Origin of the sequence: Pseudomonas sp. QTF5 (genome assembly GCF_000512695.2) — a bacterium.
In the GTDB taxonomy this organism is placed as follows: Bacteria; Pseudomonadota; Gammaproteobacteria; order Pseudomonadales; family Pseudomonadaceae; genus Aquipseudomonas.
Genome location: NZ_AZRW02000006.1, coordinates 104,856 through 122,452 on the forward strand (window position 1 = coordinate 104,856; position 17,597 = coordinate 122,452).

Sequence of the window (17,597 nt, forward strand, 5' to 3'; positions counted from 1 at the left end):
CCACATTTGCTTTGTGTTTGTTTTTTAATTTTGTGAAAACAGGAGACTTGCGTTTGTCCTCTCCCATTCCAGTAACAATCCTCAGCGGCTTTCTCGGCGCGGGAAAAACCACGCTGCTGCGCCATCTGCTCAAAGCCGAGCACGGCCTGAAAATCGCCGTGATCGAAAACGAATTCAGTGACGCCGGTATCGACACCCAACTGTTGGGCGACGAGCCGGTGCAAGTGATGACACTGTCCAACGGCTGCGTCTGTTGCACCATCCACACTGATTTGACCAAGGCGCTGTACCTGCTGCTCGAACGCCTGGACAGCGGCGAAATCGCCTTCGATCGTCTGGTCATCGAATGCACCGGCCTGGCCGATCCGGCCCCGGTGGCGCAGACCTTTTTCATCGACGAAGAACTGCGTGAGCGCTACATCCTCGATGGCATCATCACCCTGGTCGACGCCAAGCATGCCGAACATCACCTGACCCAGACGATCGCCCAGGCACAAATCGGTTTCGCCGACCGCTTGCTGGTAAGCAAACGGGATCTGGTGGACGAGCCGACCTTCACCGCTCTCAGCGAGCGCCTGACCCGCATCAACCGTCGCGCGCCGATACGCCTGGTCGAACACGGCAAGATTGATCTGGCAGAACTGCTCGACGTGCGTGGCTTCAACCTCAATGCCGATCTCGGCGGTGGAATGAGTCTGCGTCCAGTGAGCAAGGCGCCGTCCATCGACCGTATTTCCAGCCTGGTGTTGCGCACCGACAAGCCGCTGGATATCGACAAGCTCAGTGAGTTCATGAACGAACTGCTGGAAGACCATGGCAAGCAACTGCTGCGATACAAAGGTGTTTTGAACATCCTTGGCGAACCGCGGCGCATGGTGTTTCAAGGCGTGCTGAAGTTGTATGGTTTCGACTGGGATACGGAATGGGCCGATGATGAAACACGCGAAAGCGTGATCGTGTTCATTGCCGATGATTTGCCGGAAGAGAAAATTCGTGAGGGGTTTGCGCGGGTCGCAGCCGGTTAAAATCGGATATCTTCAGCGTGTTTGAGGCCCCTTTCGCGAGCAAGCCCGCTCCCACATTTGATCCGTGTTGCCCACTCTATCCGGGACGACACAAAGTCAATGTGGGAGCGGGCTTGCTCGCGAAGGCGATCTACCCGGCAGCACAGTTTCGAATGGTCGATGATCCAGAGTTCAGCAATCTTCTTCAATATAATCCAGATGTCGGGTCATCAACCTCTCGGCCACCGTAGCATCGTCATCCGCTGGCGGTTTTCCGGTGTCCGTTCGGGAGAAGGGCAGGGCAGTGAATATCTGTGGTGAGGCGAAGCTGTTCATGGCCAGTCTCCAGTTCGAAGAGGGGTTCAACTGCCGAGGTGGTCGTCCGGGATGTTCAATTCGATGCCCATCCGTTGGCCTTCGCGAAGGATGTGCCGACGCATCTCGGCGCTGGCCTGGGCGCTGTTTTTGCTGCGGATAGCTCGTACGACGGCTTCGTTTTGAGCTGGTCCAGGTGAGTGTTCGCACCGCTACCGATGCCGGTCGTGAATTCGGCAGCTCCTACAAGGGGAATTTGCGGACGAAAAAAAACCGGCCATCACTGGCCGGTTCTTTCATTGCTGCGGTTTAGCGGTGCAATTAAGCGCCGTACACCGGCAGCTTTTTGCAGATAGCCTTGACCTTCTCACGAACGGCGTCAATCACCGCTTCGTTGTTCAGGTCAGCCAGGATGTCGCAGATCCAGCCGGCCAGCTCTTTGCACTCTGCTTCCTTGAAACCGCGAGTGGTCACTGCCGGCGTACCGAAGCGCAGACCGGAGGTGACGAACGGGGAGCGTGGATCGTTCGGTACCGAGTTCTTGTTCACGGTGATGAATGCTTTGCCCAGTGCGGCGTCGGCGTCTTTACCGGAGATTTCCTGCTTGATCAGCGACAGCAGGAACAGGTGGTTCTGAGTACCGCCCGACACCACGTCGAAACCGCGCTCAATGAATACGCCGGCCATGGCCTGGGCGTTTTTCACCACTTGTTGCTGGTAGGCCTTGAACTCAGGCTGCAGCGCTTCCTTGAAGCAGATCGCCTTGGCAGCGATCACGTGCTCCAGCGGGCCACCCTGGGCGCCCGGGAATACCGCGGAGTTCAGCTTCTTCTCGATGTCGGCGTTGGCGCGAGCCAGAATCAGGCCGCCACGTGGACCGCGCAGGGTCTTGTGGGTGGTGGTGGTCACGACGTCAGCGAAGGGAACCGGGTTCGGGTAGACGCCAGCGGCGACCAGACCAGCCACGTGAGCCATGTCGACGAACAGGTAAGCGCCAACTTTGTCAGCGATAGCGCGAAAGCGCGGGAAGTCGAGGATCTGCGAGTAGGCAGAGAAACCGGCCACGATCATTTTTGGTTTGTGCTCGACCGCCAGACGCTCGACTTCGTCGTAGTCGATCAGGCCATTGGCATCGATGCCGTACTGAACGGCGTTGTACAGCTTGCCGGAGGAAGAAACGCTGGCACCGTGGGTCAGGTGACCGCCGTGAGCCAGGCTCATGCCCAGGATGGTGTCGCCTGCTTGCAGCAGGGCCAGGTAAACGGCGCTGTTGGCTTGCGAACCGGCGTGTGGCTGAACGTTGGCGTAATCGGCGCCGAACAGTTCTTTGGCACGGTCGATGGCCAGCTGCTCAACCACGTCGACGAACTCGCAACCACCGTAGTAGCGCTTGCCCGGGTAGCCTTCGGCGTACTTGTTGGTCAGTACCGAGCCTTGAGCTTCCATCACCGCAGGGCTGGTGTAGTTTTCCGAAGCGATCAGCTCGATGTGTTCTTCCTGGCGCTGAGCTTCTTGCTCCATGGCGGCAAAAAGGTCGGCGTCGTACTTGGCAATAGTCAAATCACGGCTGAACATGGCGGTCCTCAAGGATCGGGGCAGAAAAGGGAGGCATTCTAACCCAATGGGTTTTAGATGGCATATGAAAGGACATCATGTCGCAGACAAGTGGTGTTCATGCGCAGGATTTTCGGTGTTTGTGCAGGCCTCTTCGCGAGCAAGCCCGCTCCCACAGGGGAACGCATTTCAAAAGTGGGAGCGGGCTTGCTCGCGAAGAGGCCATCAGCAACACCCGAAAAACTTCAGTCGAGCATGAACAACGCATCATTGCTGAACTGCGCCTCAAACCGACTCGCCGGCATCGGTCGGCCGAACAGATACCCCTGAACCTCATCGCAACCATGCTCACGCAGGAAGTCGAGCTGCTCGTGGGTTTCCACGCCTTCGGCAATCACAGCCAGATTGAGGCTGTGGGCCATGGCGATGATCGCCCGGGCAATTTGCGCATCCTGTTCCCCTGAGGGCAGGCCATCGACGAAGGTGCGGTCGATTTTCAGCACGTCGATCGGGAATTGCTTGAGATAGTTGAGCGATGAATAACCGGTGCCGAAGTCATCGACCGCGATGCTCAGGCCGAGGTTTTTCAATCCGGCGAGGATCTGCATCGCCTCGCTGACTTCGCGCATCAGGATACTTTCAGTCAACTCCAGCTCCAGGCACGCCGGCGGCAGGCCGGTTTCCTTGAGGATGGTAGCGATCCGTGTGCCAAGCTGCCCGTCCGAGAACTGCCGGGCCGAAATGTTCACCGAAACTTTCGGCACCCGCACCTTGGTTTGATGCCAGGTCTTGAGCTGACGGCAGGCTTCGCCGATCACCCAGTCGCCGACATCCACCACCAGCCCGAGCTCTTCGAGCACCGGAATGAAATCCCCCGGGGGCACCAGGCCGCGTCGCGGGTGGCGCCAGCGCAGCAGGGCTTCGGCACCGGTCAGGCGTTTGCCGTCGCCGCTGAACTGCGGCTGGTAGTACAACACGAATTCGTTTTGCTCCAGGGCATGGCGCAAGTCGCTTTCCAGCTCCAGACGTTCCAGGGCGCTGGCGTTCATGTCAGCCTGATAGAACTGGAAGTTGTTCTTGCCGCGCTCCTTGGCGTGGTACATCGCGGTGTCGGCGTTCTTCATCAACTGACTGAGCTCGCTGCCGTCCTGAGGGCTCAGGGCGATGCCGATACTGGCGGTGACAAAAAACTCGCGGCCTTCCAGCACGAACGGTTTCACCAGGCTGGCGAGGATCTGCTCGGCCACATGAATCGCCCGGTTCAACGCGATCTGCCGGTTGGCCCGCGGTTGCAGCAGCAAAGTGAACTCATCGCCGCCCATGCGCGCCACGGTGTCGTCATCGTCGACGCAACCCAGCAGGCGCGTGGCCATTTCCTTGAGCATGCGATCGCCGGCGGCGTGGCCCAGGGAGTCGTTGATCGGCTTGAAACGGTCCAGGTCGAGGAACATCAGCACCACCCAGGACTTTTGCCGTTCAGCCGATTGCAGTGCGGTGTGCAGGCGATCCTGGAACAGCGTGCGGTTGGGCAGGTGGGTCAGGGCGTCGTAATAGGCGAGGCGGTGAATCCGTTGCTCACTGGCCTTGCGCTCGCTGATGTCGCTGAAGAAACACACGTAGCTGGCCAGATCGCCTTCATCGTCGAGCACCGCGGTAATCCCGACCCAGGCTGGGTAATGCTCGCCATTGCGTCGTTTGAGCCAGACTTCACCTTCCCAGGTGCTGTGTTGATGCAATTGCTTGAGCACATAGCGCAGATGGGCTTCCTGCTGCTCATCGACAGTGAGCATGTTCGGCAACTGGTCGAGGACCTGGGCCACCGCATAGCCGCTGACGCGACTGAAAGCCTCGTTGGCCTGGACGATGTAGCCGGCCGGGTCAGTGATCAGAATCGCCGAGGTCGAGTGCTCGAATACCGTGGCCGCCATGCGCAGGTCTTTTTCGGCCCGGCGTTGCTGGCTGATGTCGCGGCCGACCCCGAGCACACCTTCAAAGGCACCGTGTTCGTCCCAGACCAGCACCAGACGCAACTCGATGGGGATCTTGCGCCCGTCGGCCCGCAGGCAGTCGAACAGAAACAGCTGGGTCTGCACCTGACTGCGCAGCAGCGCCAGTTGTTCGGGCTTATCCAGCGCTTTGCTGACCCGGTCCATCAGGCTGTAGATGCCGGTCAGTTGTTGTGGGTTGGCGATGGTCGATTGCCAGCCGTTCTGGAATATCCAGTCGGCGTCGATGCCCAGCACGGCTTGCACAGAGGGGCTGACGTAGTTGAGCGACATCTTGCTGTCGGTGGAGAAAATCACGTCGCTGATGCTTTCGGCGAGCATCCGGTAACGCTGCTCGCTGTCGCGCAGGGACTCGCTGGCTTCGATCTGCTCGGTGATGTCCTTGGCCACGCCGATGATGCGCGTGACCTGATCGTGTTTGTCCCGCGCCAGAGCCTGTTCGCGAATATCGAAACGCCGCCATTTGCCATCGCGATGGCGGAAACGCAGTTGGCATTGCATCAGTTGGGTGTAACCCGCGTGACGTTGGGACTGGCGTGATCGGTGGTAGTAGTCGGCATCTTCGGGGTGCAACAGGATTTCCCAGAAATACTCGCCCATCTGGTGCAGTTCAGTGCGGTTGTAACCCAGTGTTTGCCCCAGGTGATGGTTGCTGAAGATCATCCGCTGGCTGATCACATCCTGCACATACAGGTGATCCGGCACGGTGCGTACCACGTCGGACCAGAACCCTTCACGCTCCAGCAACGACAATTCGATGAGTTTGCGGCTGGTGATGTCGCTGATACTCAGGATCACCGCCTTGTAGTCGGCCTGATCTTCCGGCAGGCGCAGCACCAGCCACAGATGCTGGTCGCGACCATTGGCGTCCTGGAGTTTGATTTCCAGCTCAAGCTGTTTCTGCTGGTGCAGCACCGCTTCGAGCACTTGATTGCCAATGGTCGTGCAGTCCGATGGATAGCCGTCGATCAGCAATTTCCAGGCTTGATCGCAGGAATTGACGTTGAGCAGTTGCAGGGCGACCTGGTTGACCTCGGTGATGCGCAGTTCCTGCAGCAGTTGCTGGCGTTGCTCTGATGTCTGGAGCCAGGCCTTCAGCTGCTCGCTGCTATTGAGCCGAGCCCTGTCGAAGATGCTTTTGAGCCCGGACAGGTCCAGCACGCACAGCGCAACGCCGGTGCCTTCGAAAATGTCCTGATAGCGTCGGCGGCCCTCATGCAATTGGCGTTGACGGCGACGAATGTTCAGTAGAACGATGAATGGCAACAAGGAGAGGGCCAGACCCAGCAGGCATTTGCCGATGAACGCCGGCAGCAGTTGTTCGATCACCCGTTGCCGGTCGAACAGCCCGCGCAGTTGCCAATCGCTGCTGCTCAGGGGGACTGTCAGCACACTGTTGGCCAGTTCGTCGGCTGTCAGCACGGCCGGTTTGGCCGAGGGCTGGGCGTCATCGCGGCTGATGATTTGATGATTGATGCGGTTTTCCACCAGCCACTGGGGGCGGATGCCGACGTCGCCCTGTTTGGTCAGAGAGGAGAAAAAATTTGGTGTCAGGCGCAGGGCCCAATAGCCGCGGGTACTGCCACTGGCTTGATGCAAGAGCAGGTGCACCACCGAACCGTCATAAGCATTACTGAAATAATGGGCCTGGGCGCGGCTGCGCTGGACCAGTTCGATCAGGTAATTGGCGTCCTGGCTGTCGGCGGCGCTGTCGCTGAGAATTTTTCCGGAGGGACTGAGCAGCGCCAGGCTACGCAGGTCGGGCAGCGATTGTTGCAGTTTGCTCAGCAACGCCTGCTGTTCGTCGGGACTTTGTGGTTGTTCGATGATCGGTAGTAGATTAAGGGCGATCTGGGCATTGAGCGCCATGTTCAGGCTGACTTGCGCAGCCATATCGGCGGAGTAGTCGATGGTGTACTGGCGCTGGTTTTTCTGGGTTTCGCGAAGCTGATCCAGCAGCTGCCAGAACAGCAGTGCGAGCAGCAACAGCACGAGGGTCGCCAGCGCGCCCTTCAAGGTTCCGCGCAGGGGCGAGCCGGTCGCAGGATTGAGTGCGCTCACGGACGATGGCGGAGAGACATTGGACAAACTGTAATCCTGCGGTTTGGCTGGACTGGCGCGACGTGCACTATAAGCCGGACGCCCGAAGGGCGGCTAGCATGCCTTGAGTTGTGGCGAAGTGCCAGTCCCACTCAGCTGGACTGCCTCCTATCAATAAGGTAGCTTTGCCGGTTACGCGGGAGCGTTCCAGCTCCTAGAATCAGGTTTTTTTCAGCGCGCACGCCTTGATACCCATCAAACGAACGACGCGCATGGCCTGGCCGGGCATCGCCTGCGCTCCAATCATTCATCAGTCACTGACCCAAGGTTCTCCATGGCTCAATACGTCTTCACCATGCATCGGCTGGGCAAAGTTGTTCCGCCGAAGCGGGAAATCCTGAAAAACATTTCGCTGTCGTTCTTCCCTGGCGCCAAGATCGGCGTACTCGGTCTCAACGGTTCGGGTAAGTCCACGCTGCTGAAAATCATGGCTGGCGTCGATACCGAGTTCGACGGTGAAGCCCGTCCGATGCCGGAGCTGAACATTGGCTACCTGCCGCAGGAACCGATCCTGGACCCGACCAAGACCGTGCGTGAAGTGGTCGAGGAAGCGGTCAGCGTGATCAAGAACGCCCAGGCGCGCCTGGACGAGGTCTACGCGGCTTACGCTGACGAAGACGCCGACTTCGACAAACTGGCCGCCGAACAGGCCAAGCTTGAAGCCATCCTGCAGGCCAGCGACGGTCACAACCTGGATCGCCAACTGGAAGTCGCCGCCGATGCGCTGCGTCTGCCAGCGTGGGATGCCAAGGTCGAATTCCTGTCCGGTGGTGAAAAGCGTCGTGTGGCCCTGTGCCGCCTGCTGCTGTCCGCACCAGACATGCTGCTGCTCGACGAACCGACCAACCACCTGGACGCCGATTCCGTCGCCTGGCTGGAGCACTTCCTGCACGACTTCCCGGGCACCGTGGTTGCGATCACGCACGACCGTTACTTCCTGGACAACGTTGCCGGCTGGATCCTCGAGCTCGACCGTGGCGCCGGTATCCCGTACGAGGGCAACTATTCGGGTTGGCTCGAAGCCAAGTCCGACCGTCTGGCGGCCGAATCCAAGCAGCAGTCGGCTCACGAAAAAGCCATGAAGGAAGAACTGGAGTGGGTGCGCAAAGGCGCCAAGGCCCGCCAGTCCAAATCCAAGGCTCGTCTGCAACGCTTCGAAGAAATGCAATCGCAGGAATTCCAGAAGCGCAGCGAAACCAACGAGATCTACATCCCGGCCGGTCCGCGCCTGGGCGACAAGGTCATCGAGTTCAAGAACGTCAGCAAGGGTTATGGCGATCGCGTGCTGATCGACAACCTGTCGTTCTCTATGCCTAAAGGCGCCATCGTTGGTGTGATCGGCGGTAACGGTGCCGGTAAATCGACCCTGTTCCGTATGCTGATGGGCAAGGAAACGCCGGATTCGGGCTCCATCGAAGTCGGCGAAACCGTGCAACTGGCGTGCGTCGATCAGAGCCGTGAAGACCTGGATGGCAGCAAGACTGTGTTCCAGCAGATCTCCGACGGTTCCGACCAGATTCGCATCGGCAACTACGAAATCCCGTCGCGCACTTACGTTGGTCGCTTCAACTTCAAGGGCGGCGACCAGCAGAAGTTCGTCAAGGACCTGTCCGGTGGTGAGCGTGGTCGCTTGCATCTGGCCTTGACGCTGAAAGAGGGCGGCAACGTGCTGCTGCTCGACGAACCGTCCAACGACCTCGACGTTGAAACCCTGCGTTCCCTGGAAGAAGCCTTGCTGGACTTCCCGGGCGCGGCCATTGTGATCTCTCACGATCGGTGGTTCCTTGACCGCGTCGCGACTCACATCCTGGCGTATGAAGACGACTCGCAAGCCGTGTTCTTCGAAGGCAACTACACCGAGTACGAAGCCGATCGCAAGAAACGCCTCGGCGAAGCGGCTTCCCAGCCGCACCGGGTACGGCACAAGAAACTGGCCTGATTTCAGGTGTCGGATGGATAAAAAGCGGAGCCTTCGGGGCTCCGCTTTTTTATGGGCGTTCAGTCAGATCGCGAAGGCGTCATCGAACTCACCCGATCTCTATGGCCAACACCTCAATCACCAAATCCCCCGCCGGTCGCTTCCACAACACTTCATCGCCCACCTGCGCCCTGAGTAACGCCCGCCCCAGCGGCGAACTCCAATTGATCAAGCCATGGGCGGCATCCGCCTGGTCTTCTCCGACCAATTGCACGCGCTGCTCATGACCGTGTTCGTCGGCAAAAGTCACCCAGTTGCCGATCTGCACTTTCTCGGCCGAGGAGGCCCGCGCGACCACCTGGGCGCTTTGCAGGCGATGTTTGAAGTAGCGCCAGTCGCGATCGAGGTCGGCCTGGCGCTGCTTATCGGCCAGTTCGCCTTTGGCGCTTTCCTGATCAAGCAGTTTTTGCAGCTCGACGACTTTCGCCTGAAGCTGCGCCAGACCGGCGGGCGTGACGTAATTGGGCTGCGCGCTGACCTGCCGTTCGACTGGCAGATCGGCTTGCTCGGCAGCGTTATCTTCATTGACGAAGGCACGGCTCATGCTGTTCTCCCGTTATAGGATTTGGGCCATGGTCACAGGCTTTAAGTTTCGATGAATGTCTGTAAACGACTTATTGCGAGCGATAGGCTCGCGCGGCGTCCCGGTCTTTCTGTTGTTGCCAGGCCCGTTCGCGCTCGTCCCAATGGCTTGGCACTGACGCAAGCCATTAGCCGAGCCGGTCTATAAGAGAAGTCTAGAAGTAGATTCGGAAAGGCTTGTGATTAATCTATCGGGTAACGCAGATCCCTTGTGGGAGCGGGCTTGCTCGCGAAAGTGGCGTCACAGTCAACATTGATGTTGCCTGATACACCGCCTTCGCGAGCAAGCCCGCTCCCACAGGGGTTGTGCTGGGACAGATCAATAGTGATACCACTTCACCTCAAGCATCACTTCGTTTTCGGGCGACGCCAGGTGGCTGAATTCGCGTTGAGCACTCAGGCGTACACCCAGATTTCGCGACAGTTCCCACTGCTGATTCAGGCTCACACTCCGGCGCACCTCGCCATTGGTGAAGTAATCACCCTTGGCTTCAAGGCTGAAATTGCCCAGCGGATTTTTCCATAGCAAGCCGCTGTTAAAGCCTGCCGCCGGGGCGATGAAGCCCGCGAAGTCGTTGTTGTGCTCCACCCGCACGGTGCCCAAGGCAAAACCGAGCATGTCGTCACCCAGTTGCCAGGTCCCGCCGCCGCCACCGTTGACATGGCTGACCAGGGTTTCGTCATCATGCTTGCCCGGTACGCGCTCAAGGCCGCCGGTGACTTGCCACGACAGCGGCTGCAACAATTGATTGCGAGGCGTCAGCGAGCGGATGGTCGCCAGGTCCAGTTGCTGCAACTGCCAGTCATTGCCTTCGTATTGGCGCAGCTTCATTTGCAGGATTTCGATCTGCGCGCCGAGGGGGAAGCTTTCCATGTTGTCATTGAGATCGTGATAGGCCATGCGCAGGCCATATTCGCCGAAGGCCTTGTCGCCCCGGGTGCCGATGCCGGCCTGCCAGGTGCGGGACTCGTGACCGTCCTCGGGCAAGCCGGGTTGCGGAATTTCCAGCTCCGGGGGCGGGTTTTGATTGATTGCGCGCAGCAATTCGAAACTGCGTTGGGCTCGTTCCGGGTCGCGTTCCTGGCCATTGGCGCGATAACGCTCCAGACGATAAGCCGCATCGATGATCAACGCCTGGCGGTCGCGAGGTCGGGCCTTGAACGCCGGGGCCTGCAACTGCTTCTGATCGGCGCTGATTTTCAGCACCCAATCCTGTTCTTCGGAAGTTAACGGCTCGGCACGGCTTAGCAGTTCACGCTCACGGGACGGGCGATACTCGATCGATTCCACCAGCCCGGCTTCTTTCACCGCTTTGACCGTGTCGGTGGGGATGGCCGTCAACGGGAATTGCTCGGTCAAATGCAGGTTTGGCCGCGCCACTTGCAGCAGCTCAAGCAGGCGGTAGGAGCAGTTTTCGTCGAAGAAGAAGTAGTCGAACCGGATCTGCTTGAGTTCCCAGACGTGCTCGACCATGCGCTCGGTTTCCTGCTGGGTCAGGTTCAGGCGGTATTCCCACAGGTCGCGGTTCTCTAAGCTGCGGTATTCCGAGAGCTTTTCCTGATACGGCACCAGCGCGAACAACCCGGGATAGCCGCCCATCAAGCCTTTCCAGGCGTACAGAATGCTGTTGTCCGAACCTTCGATGTAGGCGCCGAAGTTGATCGCGTAACTGAGCAGCGACGTCTTGTCGCTCTGCACATTGGCCTGATCGATGCGCAGCAAGGTGTGGCCGAACATCGACGACGGGCTGTTCAGATAGGCCGCCGGGAAAATCATCACCGCGCTGTGGGGCGAAACGTCCTTGAACCATTGCTTGAACTCAGCACAGTCAGGTGTCGGCAGATCGCTCAGCTCAAGTTGCGCCTTGAGCCAGCGGGCGCGGGCCGGATAGACGCATTGGGCATGCTGCTCGCCGACATTGGCCGGGGCAAACAGAGCCTGTACGGTCGCCGCCAGTTCACGGTCGGGGTGTTCGTTGCCATCGGGGGCGAGAAAGAACTTCTTGTCGCTGACATAGCTGCGCCAGCCACCGAGCTTGGCGGTTTCGTAATGCCCCAGGGAAATCCAGAAGGGGTCGTTGGCCAGTTGCTGCAAACGTTGATTGTCGATGTGTGGCGCGGCGGACAGCGGGGCGCAGACACAGAGCGCCAGACAGGCAAGGCGTTTGAGCATAGTGGGCAACTTAGCTTTTCGAAAAAAAGAGATCGGGGAAAAGACCCAAAGCACGACAGGTCAAAAAAACAAAACCCGCTCCCCAAAAGGAGCGGGTGGATCGAGCTTAAGCTTGAGTGGCGTACTTGGCCAGACGAGGATCGCTTTTCAGCACGGCCAGGGTGTTGGTATGCACGTCATCAGCGGTCACGTCAGCTTTGCTGAAGATCTGCTGGAAGTGCTGATGGGTCACAGCGGCGAAGTGCGCACGGTCTTCCGGCGCCACGCCCAGTACCACGGCGTAAGTGGTCAGCGCTTCGCCCTGACCTTTAGCCATGTCTTCGGACAGCTCGTTCATCATGCCATTCATGGCGATCCAGGATTTGCCGCCATAGGTCAGCGACGCGTTGGTCGAGCAACCGTTGGTGCCGGAGGTCATACCGAACGTTGCGTTACCGGAAGTGCCGTTGGTGGTGGATGCCAGGAAGTGTGCCGGGGTGCCACGCTGACCTTCGAACAGCATGTTGCCCCAACCGCAGTCCGGACCGCCTGGCGCCTGAGCCATGGCGTTGATGGATACAGCGGTGAAGAGAGTACCGAGAAGAATCCGTTTCATAGCTATGTTCTCTTTGTGTGCATACCAATGGACAGGGTGCTGGCCCCTTATGGTGCCAGTGGGCCGGTTATTCATTCCAGCCGCGCAGTTTGGAGTTTAGGCATGTTCCGGGGGTTCCGTTACTTTTTGCGAAACATTCGTTGAAAACCCTGATTTTGACCTGCTCGGCCCGAGGCTGAGGGTTTGTCTGAGCTTTGGCTGTAGGCGCGCCTTGCCAGTGAGGTACGGGCAGCGCCAGAATGCCGCTATCTGCCCCGCCTGATGTAAGGAAGCCCGATGCCTGATCCTGTTGCTGCCAGCTTGCGTCTAGCGCCTGAAGCGCTGACCCGTCCGTTTTCCGCTGAACAGTTCAGCTTCTCTACCACCAATGATCTGGAGCCCTTCCGCGGTGTGCTTGGCCAGGAACGTGCGGTCGAAGCCTTGCAGTTCGGTGTGGCCATGCCACGCCCCGGTTACAACGTATTCGTCATGGGCGAACCCGGCACCGGCCGGTTTTCGTTCGTCAAACGCTACCTCAAGGCCGAAGGCAAACGCCTGCAGACCCCGGCGGACTGGGTCTATGTCAATAATTTCGATGAACCGCGCGAACCTCGTGCGTTGGAATTGCCATCGGGCACCGCCGGTGCCTTCATCGGTGATATCAACGGCTTGATCGACAACCTGCTGGCGACCTTCCCGGCGGTGTTCGAGCACCCGTCCTATCAACAGAAAAAAAGCGCCATCGACCGCGCTTTCAACCAGCGTTATGACCGTGCACTGGATGTGATCGAGCGTCTGGCGCTGGAGAAAGAGGTTGCGCTCTACCGCGACAGCAGCAACATCGCCTTCACCCCGATGAGCGAAGGCAAGGCACTGGATGAGGCTGAGTTCGCCCAGTTGCCGGAAGCCGAGCGCGAACGCTTTCATGACGACATTTCCGGGCTGGAAGAGCGATTGAACGAAGAACTCGCCAGCCTGCCGCAATGGAAGCGTGAGTCGAGCAATCAACTGCGTCAACTCAACGAAGAAACCATCACCCTGGCCTTGCAGCCATTGCTCGCGCCGCTGTCGGAAAAGTACGCGGAAAACGCAGGCGTTTGCGGTTACCTGCAAGCGATGCAGGTGTACCTGCTCAAGACGGTGGTCGAACAACTGGTGGACGACAGCAAGGCCGACGCCATCGCCCGCAAATTGCTCGAAGAGCAATACGCCCCGAGCCTGGTGGTCGGTCATCCGTTCAGCGGCGGCGCGCCAGTGGTCTTTGAGCCGCACCCGACTTACGAAAACTTGTTCGGCCGCATCGAGTACACCACCGATCAGGGCGCGCTCTACACCACTTATCGGCAGCTGCGACCGGGTGCGCTGCACCGGGCCAACGGCGGTTTCCTGATTCTCGAAGCGGAAAAAATGCTCAGCGAGCCATTTGTCTGGGATGCGCTCAAGCGCGCCCTGCAATCGCGCAAGCTGAAAATGGAATCGCCGCTCGGCGAGATGGGCCGCTTCGCCACTGTAACCCTGACACCGCAGCACATTCCATTGCAGGTCAAAGTCGTCATCATCGGCGCCCGACAGCTGTATTACACGTTGCAAGACCTCGATCCGGACTTCCAGGAGATGTTCCGTGTCCTGGTGGATTTCGATGAAGACATTCCGATGGTCGACGAAAGCCTGGAGCAGTTCGCCCAATTGCTCAAAACCCGTACGTCCGAGGAAGGCATGGCGCCGCTGACCGCCGATGCGGTGGCGCGACTGGCGACTTATAGCGCGCGTCTGGCCGAGCACCAGGGGCGTTTGTCGGCGCGGATCGGCGATCTGTTCCAACTGGTCAGCGAGGCGGATTTCATTCGTGACCTGGCGGGTGACGACATGACCGACGCCGGACACATCGAGCGTGCGCTCAAGGCCAAGGCCACCCGCACCGGGCGCGTTTCGGCGCGGATTCTCGATGACATGCTGGCCGGCATCATCCTGATAGACACCGATGGCGCGGCTGTCGGCAAGTGCAACGGGCTGACAGTGCTGGAAGTCGGTGATTCGGCTTTCGGGGTACCGGCGCGGATTTCCGCCACGGTTTATCCGGGCGGCAGCGGCATTGTCGACATTGAACGTGAGGTCAACCTCGGCCAGCCGATTCACTCCAAAGGCGTGATGATCCTCACGGGTTATCTCGGCAGCCGTTATGCCCAGGAGTTCCCGCTGGCGATTTCCGCGAGCATCGCCCTGGAGCAGTCCTACGGTTATGTCGACGGTGACAGCGCGTCTTTGGGCGAGGCATGCACGCTGATCTCGGCCTTGTCGAAAACCCCGCTCAAGCAATGCTTTGCGATTACCGGTTCGATCAACCAGTTCGGTGAAGTGCAAGCGGTGGGCGGGGTCAACGAGAAGATCGAAGGTTTCTTCCGACTCTGCGAAGCTCGCGGTCTGACCGGTGAGCAAGGGGCGATCATTCCCCAGGCCAACGTTGCTACGCTAATGCTCGACGAGAAGGTGCTGGCGGCGGTGCGCGCGGGACAGTTCCATGTCTACGCGGTGCGCCAGGCCGATGAGGCCCTGAGCCTGTTGGTCGGCGAGCCGGCTGGTGCGCCGGATGAGAATGGCGAATTCCCTGAAGGCAGCGTCAACGCGCGAGTGGTGGAACGCTTGCGGGTGATCGCGGAAATGATCAGCGACGAAGATCTCAAAGAGGCTGAAAAAGAGTTGGCGCAGGAAGCAATGCTGGAAATCAAACCGGCCTGATGCAACCCCCCATGTGGGAGCGGCGGTGCGGCGATCCGACTTGCTCGCGAAGACGGACTAACATTCAACATCAATGTCGACTGTTATGCCGCCTTCGCGAGCAAGCCCGCTCCCACAGGTTTCTGTGGTGTGTTGCAGACTGTATTCAATGCAAAAAAAAGCGCCGTCAAAATGGCGTCAATATTCGCGCGGTGACCACTCGGCACCTTCTGGTCTCGGTTCGCGTGCGAGCCAGACTTTTCTTCTATTATCTGCTCAAGGATATCGACAGTAATCACTGGATCGAGACAGCCTTCCCGTGGAGGCTGAATACCGGATCTACCGAGGGTCGCCGCCATGTCGCGCAACCTCTGCCTCACCCGTCAATGCCTGGGCCTTGTGACCCGTATCGAATGTGCTATCCGCCCGCTGGCGGGAGATACGGGCATGTGGACCTTGCTCTTCGCCGCCGGCATGGCCGGCGAGCAACCATCCGCCATCAAGGCCCAAGGCCCGTTCCGTGGGCCGGTCGTGGCTGAATCGATCCTCGATACCATCGTTGAAAGCCTGACCTTGCATGGTTATGAATTGGCCGATGACCCACAAATCTGGTGCCTGCATCTACAAGCTCAATTGCGAGAAATCAACGGTGGTCGTTACCACAACCTTAGCGGTCCCGAGTTTCGGCCCGAGCGCTGAACAGGTTATCGATCAAGGTTGCCTGGCTCAGCCTTGTCGAGTTTGACCTCGAAACCATATTGCACGGTGGTGAGGTGGGTGCGCTGATAAGTTTCCAGACGTGTGGGCTGGCCATAGAAGTAATGCACTGCAAATAACGCCGGGCCTTGTGTGCTCGCGTCGTGAGTGATTGAAAGAATCTCCTTCAGATAGTTGCCACTGTCGTCCTTGGCGAAAAAACGCCAGTCTTGCGCGGGAAACAGCGTCAAATCCACCACCAGCGCATTCCCTTTGAGCTCAAGGCCTTTGGGTAATTGGCGGGCGTCGTACGTTTGCTGGTCGACAGTCGCGAGGAACTGCGGCATGGAGCCTATAGCGTAGGCCGGCGTTTCCGGAAACAGGTTCAGATCATAGGTGATATCGCCGCGTATCGGATCGACCTGATACGCCTCCGGCGGCAGCTCGATCGGTCCATCACGCTGACCATTGCGGTCTTCGGTAAAGAACGTCACCGGGATGTCGCCGGGATTGAAAGAGGTGCCGAGCAGTTCGTCATTGAAGCTTCTGGGGTGATCGAATGCGATGCGCGCGGCACTCGGGTCATCCACCGACTGACTGATGCTGATGCTGTTCTTCAGTTGTTCCTCGCTCAGCGTTGCACCTTTGAGCCAGGTCGCGGCCTGGTCGTCATACACCACCACCGGCAAGGTCAGTGGCTGGATGGTTTTCTCCGTGGTGTGCTGGTCGAAGCGACGTACTGACAGGTTCAGGTCCTTGTGGGTCACCGTGACCGCCGAGAAATCCAGCAGGCTGACTTCGAGGGTATCGATCGGCCCGTTGAAGTACACCTTGGTGTAATGCCGGGCGTGTTGCTTTTCAAACGCACGCTGCTCGTCGTCGAGCTGTTTTTCGAGCGCTTCGCTCCAGGCCTTCTGCTGTTGCATGTACACCAGTTGTTTTTGATAGAACGCAATTTGTTCGGCGGTTTCGTTGATCGCACCTGAGCGAGAGAGGAATTGTCCTGTGGCATCCCGGGCCTGAACGATCAACGGGTTGAGCGGTATATCGCGGACCTCGGGGGCCAGCGGCGCGCTATTGCTGAATTCTATTTCGGCATGGTTATTGGTCAGTTTCAGCAGGGTGACACTGACGTTGTCGTTGGTGCGAGTCTGGCCAACGTCCTTTTTCGTCAGGTCGAAGCTGTAGAGCCGGCGCGGGGCGATGACTTCCACCTTGCCTTGCAGGCTCACCGGTTGTGGCTGGTTTTTCTTATCCACATCCAGGCCTTCGATGAAGGGGTAGGCCACCGTCAAATCATCGGGGTTGGTCAGGTTGGAGCTCGATGGGCTCAGTTGAATGCCGGGATCGGTCTCCGACCATTCCGGCTGAAACGCGATGACGCGCTTGTTGCTCAGGGTCACCGATTGCCATTCCAGGCCATGAGGAAAAACGAATGCGCCCGGGATGTTGAAATTGAAGGGGAATACCGGCTGCAGGTCGGTGAGGTAATCCGAGCTGGATTCCTTGTGCAGCACGAACAGGCCGTTGATGTAAGTGTCGACGAGCACCTGGGACGTGGGGTAGTGCTTAAGTGCGGCGAGGGTGTCTTCGCCGTATTCGGTGACCACTGGTTTGGTATCGAGTTTGAGTTGCTCGCGTTCGAGCAGCAGTAGTGAACTGCCAAGCTCGGCCACGGCATCCTTGAGTTTCGGATCTTCGATGGTCTCCAGGGACTGTTCGAACTGCGCGGTCTTTTCTTCGAGGCTGACCTGGCGTTTCTCATCGCTGGGTGAGCAACCACCGAGCAGCAACGTGAGGCAAAGTCCGGCACTCGTTAAAGGTAATCGCACATCCATTTCCAGTCTTCCTGTCCGACGTCGCTGACCTGTCATTGATCTGGACACTAGCAGAAAAACTT

11 protein-coding genes and 1 pseudogene are annotated in these 17,597 nt (G+C 58.8%); 4 read left to right on the forward strand and 8 right to left on the reverse strand.

What is annotated here, in order from left to right:
- Positions 1 to 53: 53 nt before the first annotated feature.
- The gene (yjiA, locus tag IC37_RS07020; RefSeq protein ID WP_030129474.1) at positions 54 to 1,025 is read left to right on the forward strand and encodes a GTPase; all 972 of its coding nucleotides are present in this window, start codon (positions 54 to 56) and stop codon (positions 1,023 to 1,025) included.
- A gap of 171 nt (positions 1,026 to 1,196) precedes the next feature.
- On the opposite strand, the gene IC37_RS30380 is transcribed toward yjiA, so the two are convergent.
- The 4 genes and pseudogenes from IC37_RS30380 to IC37_RS07035 form a co-directional block, all read right to left on the reverse strand.
- Positions 1,197 to 1,340, reverse strand: coding sequence for a hypothetical protein (locus tag IC37_RS30380; RefSeq protein WP_256580683.1), 144 nt, complete (start codon positions 1,338 to 1,340; stop codon positions 1,197 to 1,199).
- Between the two features lie 26 nt (positions 1,341 to 1,366).
- Positions 1,367 to 1,504: pseudogene (locus IC37_RS07025) on the reverse strand (GntR family transcriptional regulator); the annotation flags it as partial.
- 136 nt (positions 1,505 to 1,640) lie between these two features.
- Positions 1,641 to 2,894 (reverse strand): serine hydroxymethyltransferase, encoded by a 1,254-nt coding sequence (gene glyA / locus IC37_RS07030; protein WP_030129473.1) that lies wholly within the window; start codon positions 2,892 to 2,894, stop codon positions 1,641 to 1,643.
- A 224-nt stretch (positions 2,895 to 3,118) separates the two neighbouring features.
- Entirely contained in the window at positions 3,119 to 6,967 is a 3,849-nt protein-coding gene (locus IC37_RS07035) for a bifunctional diguanylate cyclase/phosphodiesterase (RefSeq protein ID WP_030129472.1), read from the reverse strand.
- Between the two features lie 286 nt (positions 6,968 to 7,253).
- Between IC37_RS07035 and ettA the strand changes: the two genes are divergently transcribed.
- Positions 7,254 to 8,918 carry an energy-dependent translational throttle protein EttA gene (ettA, locus tag IC37_RS07040; protein ID WP_030129471.1) on the forward strand — a complete coding sequence of 555 codons (1,665 nt, stop codon included), beginning with the start codon at positions 7,254 to 7,256 and terminating at the stop codon, positions 8,916 to 8,918.
- A gap of 88 nt (positions 8,919 to 9,006) precedes the next feature.
- Here the strand turns inward: ettA and IC37_RS07045 are convergent, their stop codons facing one another.
- The 3 genes from IC37_RS07045 to IC37_RS07060 all read right to left on the reverse strand — a co-directional run bounded on the left by IC37_RS07045 (position 9,007) and on the right by IC37_RS07060 (position 12,307).
- Positions 9,007 to 9,501, reverse strand: a complete 495-nt coding sequence (locus IC37_RS07045; protein ID WP_030129470.1) for a GreA/GreB family elongation factor — start codon at positions 9,499 to 9,501, stop codon at positions 9,007 to 9,009.
- A gap of 357 nt (positions 9,502 to 9,858) precedes the next feature.
- Positions 9,859 to 11,712, reverse strand: a complete 1,854-nt coding sequence (locus tag IC37_RS07055) for a DUF4105 domain-containing protein (protein WP_030129469.1) — start codon at positions 11,710 to 11,712, stop codon at positions 9,859 to 9,861.
- A gap of 106 nt (positions 11,713 to 11,818) precedes the next feature.
- Positions 11,819 to 12,307: a DUF3015 domain-containing protein gene (locus IC37_RS07060; protein WP_007901840.1), complete on the reverse strand. Its 489-nt coding sequence runs from the start codon at positions 12,305 to 12,307 to the stop codon at positions 11,819 to 11,821.
- Positions 12,308 to 12,583: 276 nt separating this feature from the next.
- Here IC37_RS07060 and IC37_RS07065 point away from each other — a divergent pair, with 276 nt between their 5' ends.
- Positions 12,584 to 15,022 (forward strand): Lon protease family protein, encoded by a 2,439-nt coding sequence (locus IC37_RS07065; RefSeq protein ID WP_030129468.1) that lies wholly within the window; start codon positions 12,584 to 12,586, stop codon positions 15,020 to 15,022.
- A gap of 336 nt (positions 15,023 to 15,358) precedes the next feature.
- Positions 15,359 to 15,700 (forward strand): hypothetical protein, encoded by a 342-nt coding sequence (locus IC37_RS07075; RefSeq protein ID WP_030129466.1) that lies wholly within the window; start codon positions 15,359 to 15,361, stop codon positions 15,698 to 15,700.
- Between the two features lie 5 nt (positions 15,701 to 15,705).
- Here the strand turns inward: IC37_RS07075 and IC37_RS07080 are convergent, their stop codons facing one another.
- Positions 15,706 to 17,535 carry a hypothetical protein gene (locus tag IC37_RS07080; protein ID WP_030129465.1) on the reverse strand — a complete coding sequence of 610 codons (1,830 nt, stop codon included), beginning with the start codon at positions 17,533 to 17,535 and terminating at the stop codon, positions 15,706 to 15,708.
- Between the last annotated feature and the right edge of the window lie 62 nt (positions 17,536 to 17,597).

Bases quoted from the DNA above. Each gene is read 5' to 3' on its own strand.
- IC37_RS07080 (WP_030129465.1), bottom strand. From the start codon at position 17,535: ATGGATGTGCGATTACCTTTAACGAGTGCCGGACTTTGCCTCACGTTG.
- IC37_RS30380 (WP_256580683.1), bottom strand. From the start codon at position 1,340: ATGAACAGCTTCGCCTCACCACAGATATTCACTGCCCTGCCCTTCTCC.
- ettA (WP_030129471.1), top strand. From the start codon at position 7,254: ATGGCTCAATACGTCTTCACCATGCATCGGCTGGGCAAAGTTGTTCCG.
- IC37_RS07075 (WP_030129466.1), top strand. From the start codon at position 15,359: ATGTCGCGCAACCTCTGCCTCACCCGTCAATGCCTGGGCCTTGTGACC.
- IC37_RS07060 (WP_007901840.1), bottom strand. From the start codon at position 12,307: ATGAAACGGATTCTTCTCGGTACTCTCTTCACCGCTGTATCCATCAAC.
- glyA (WP_030129473.1), bottom strand. From the start codon at position 2,894: ATGTTCAGCCGTGATTTGACTATTGCCAAGTACGACGCCGACCTTTTT.
- IC37_RS07055 (WP_030129469.1), bottom strand. From the start codon at position 11,712: ATGCTCAAACGCCTTGCCTGTCTGGCGCTCTGTGTCTGCGCCCCGCTG.
- IC37_RS07045 (WP_030129470.1), bottom strand. From the start codon at position 9,501: ATGAGCCGTGCCTTCGTCAATGAAGATAACGCTGCCGAGCAAGCCGAT.
- IC37_RS07065 (WP_030129468.1), top strand. From the start codon at position 12,584: ATGCCTGATCCTGTTGCTGCCAGCTTGCGTCTAGCGCCTGAAGCGCTG.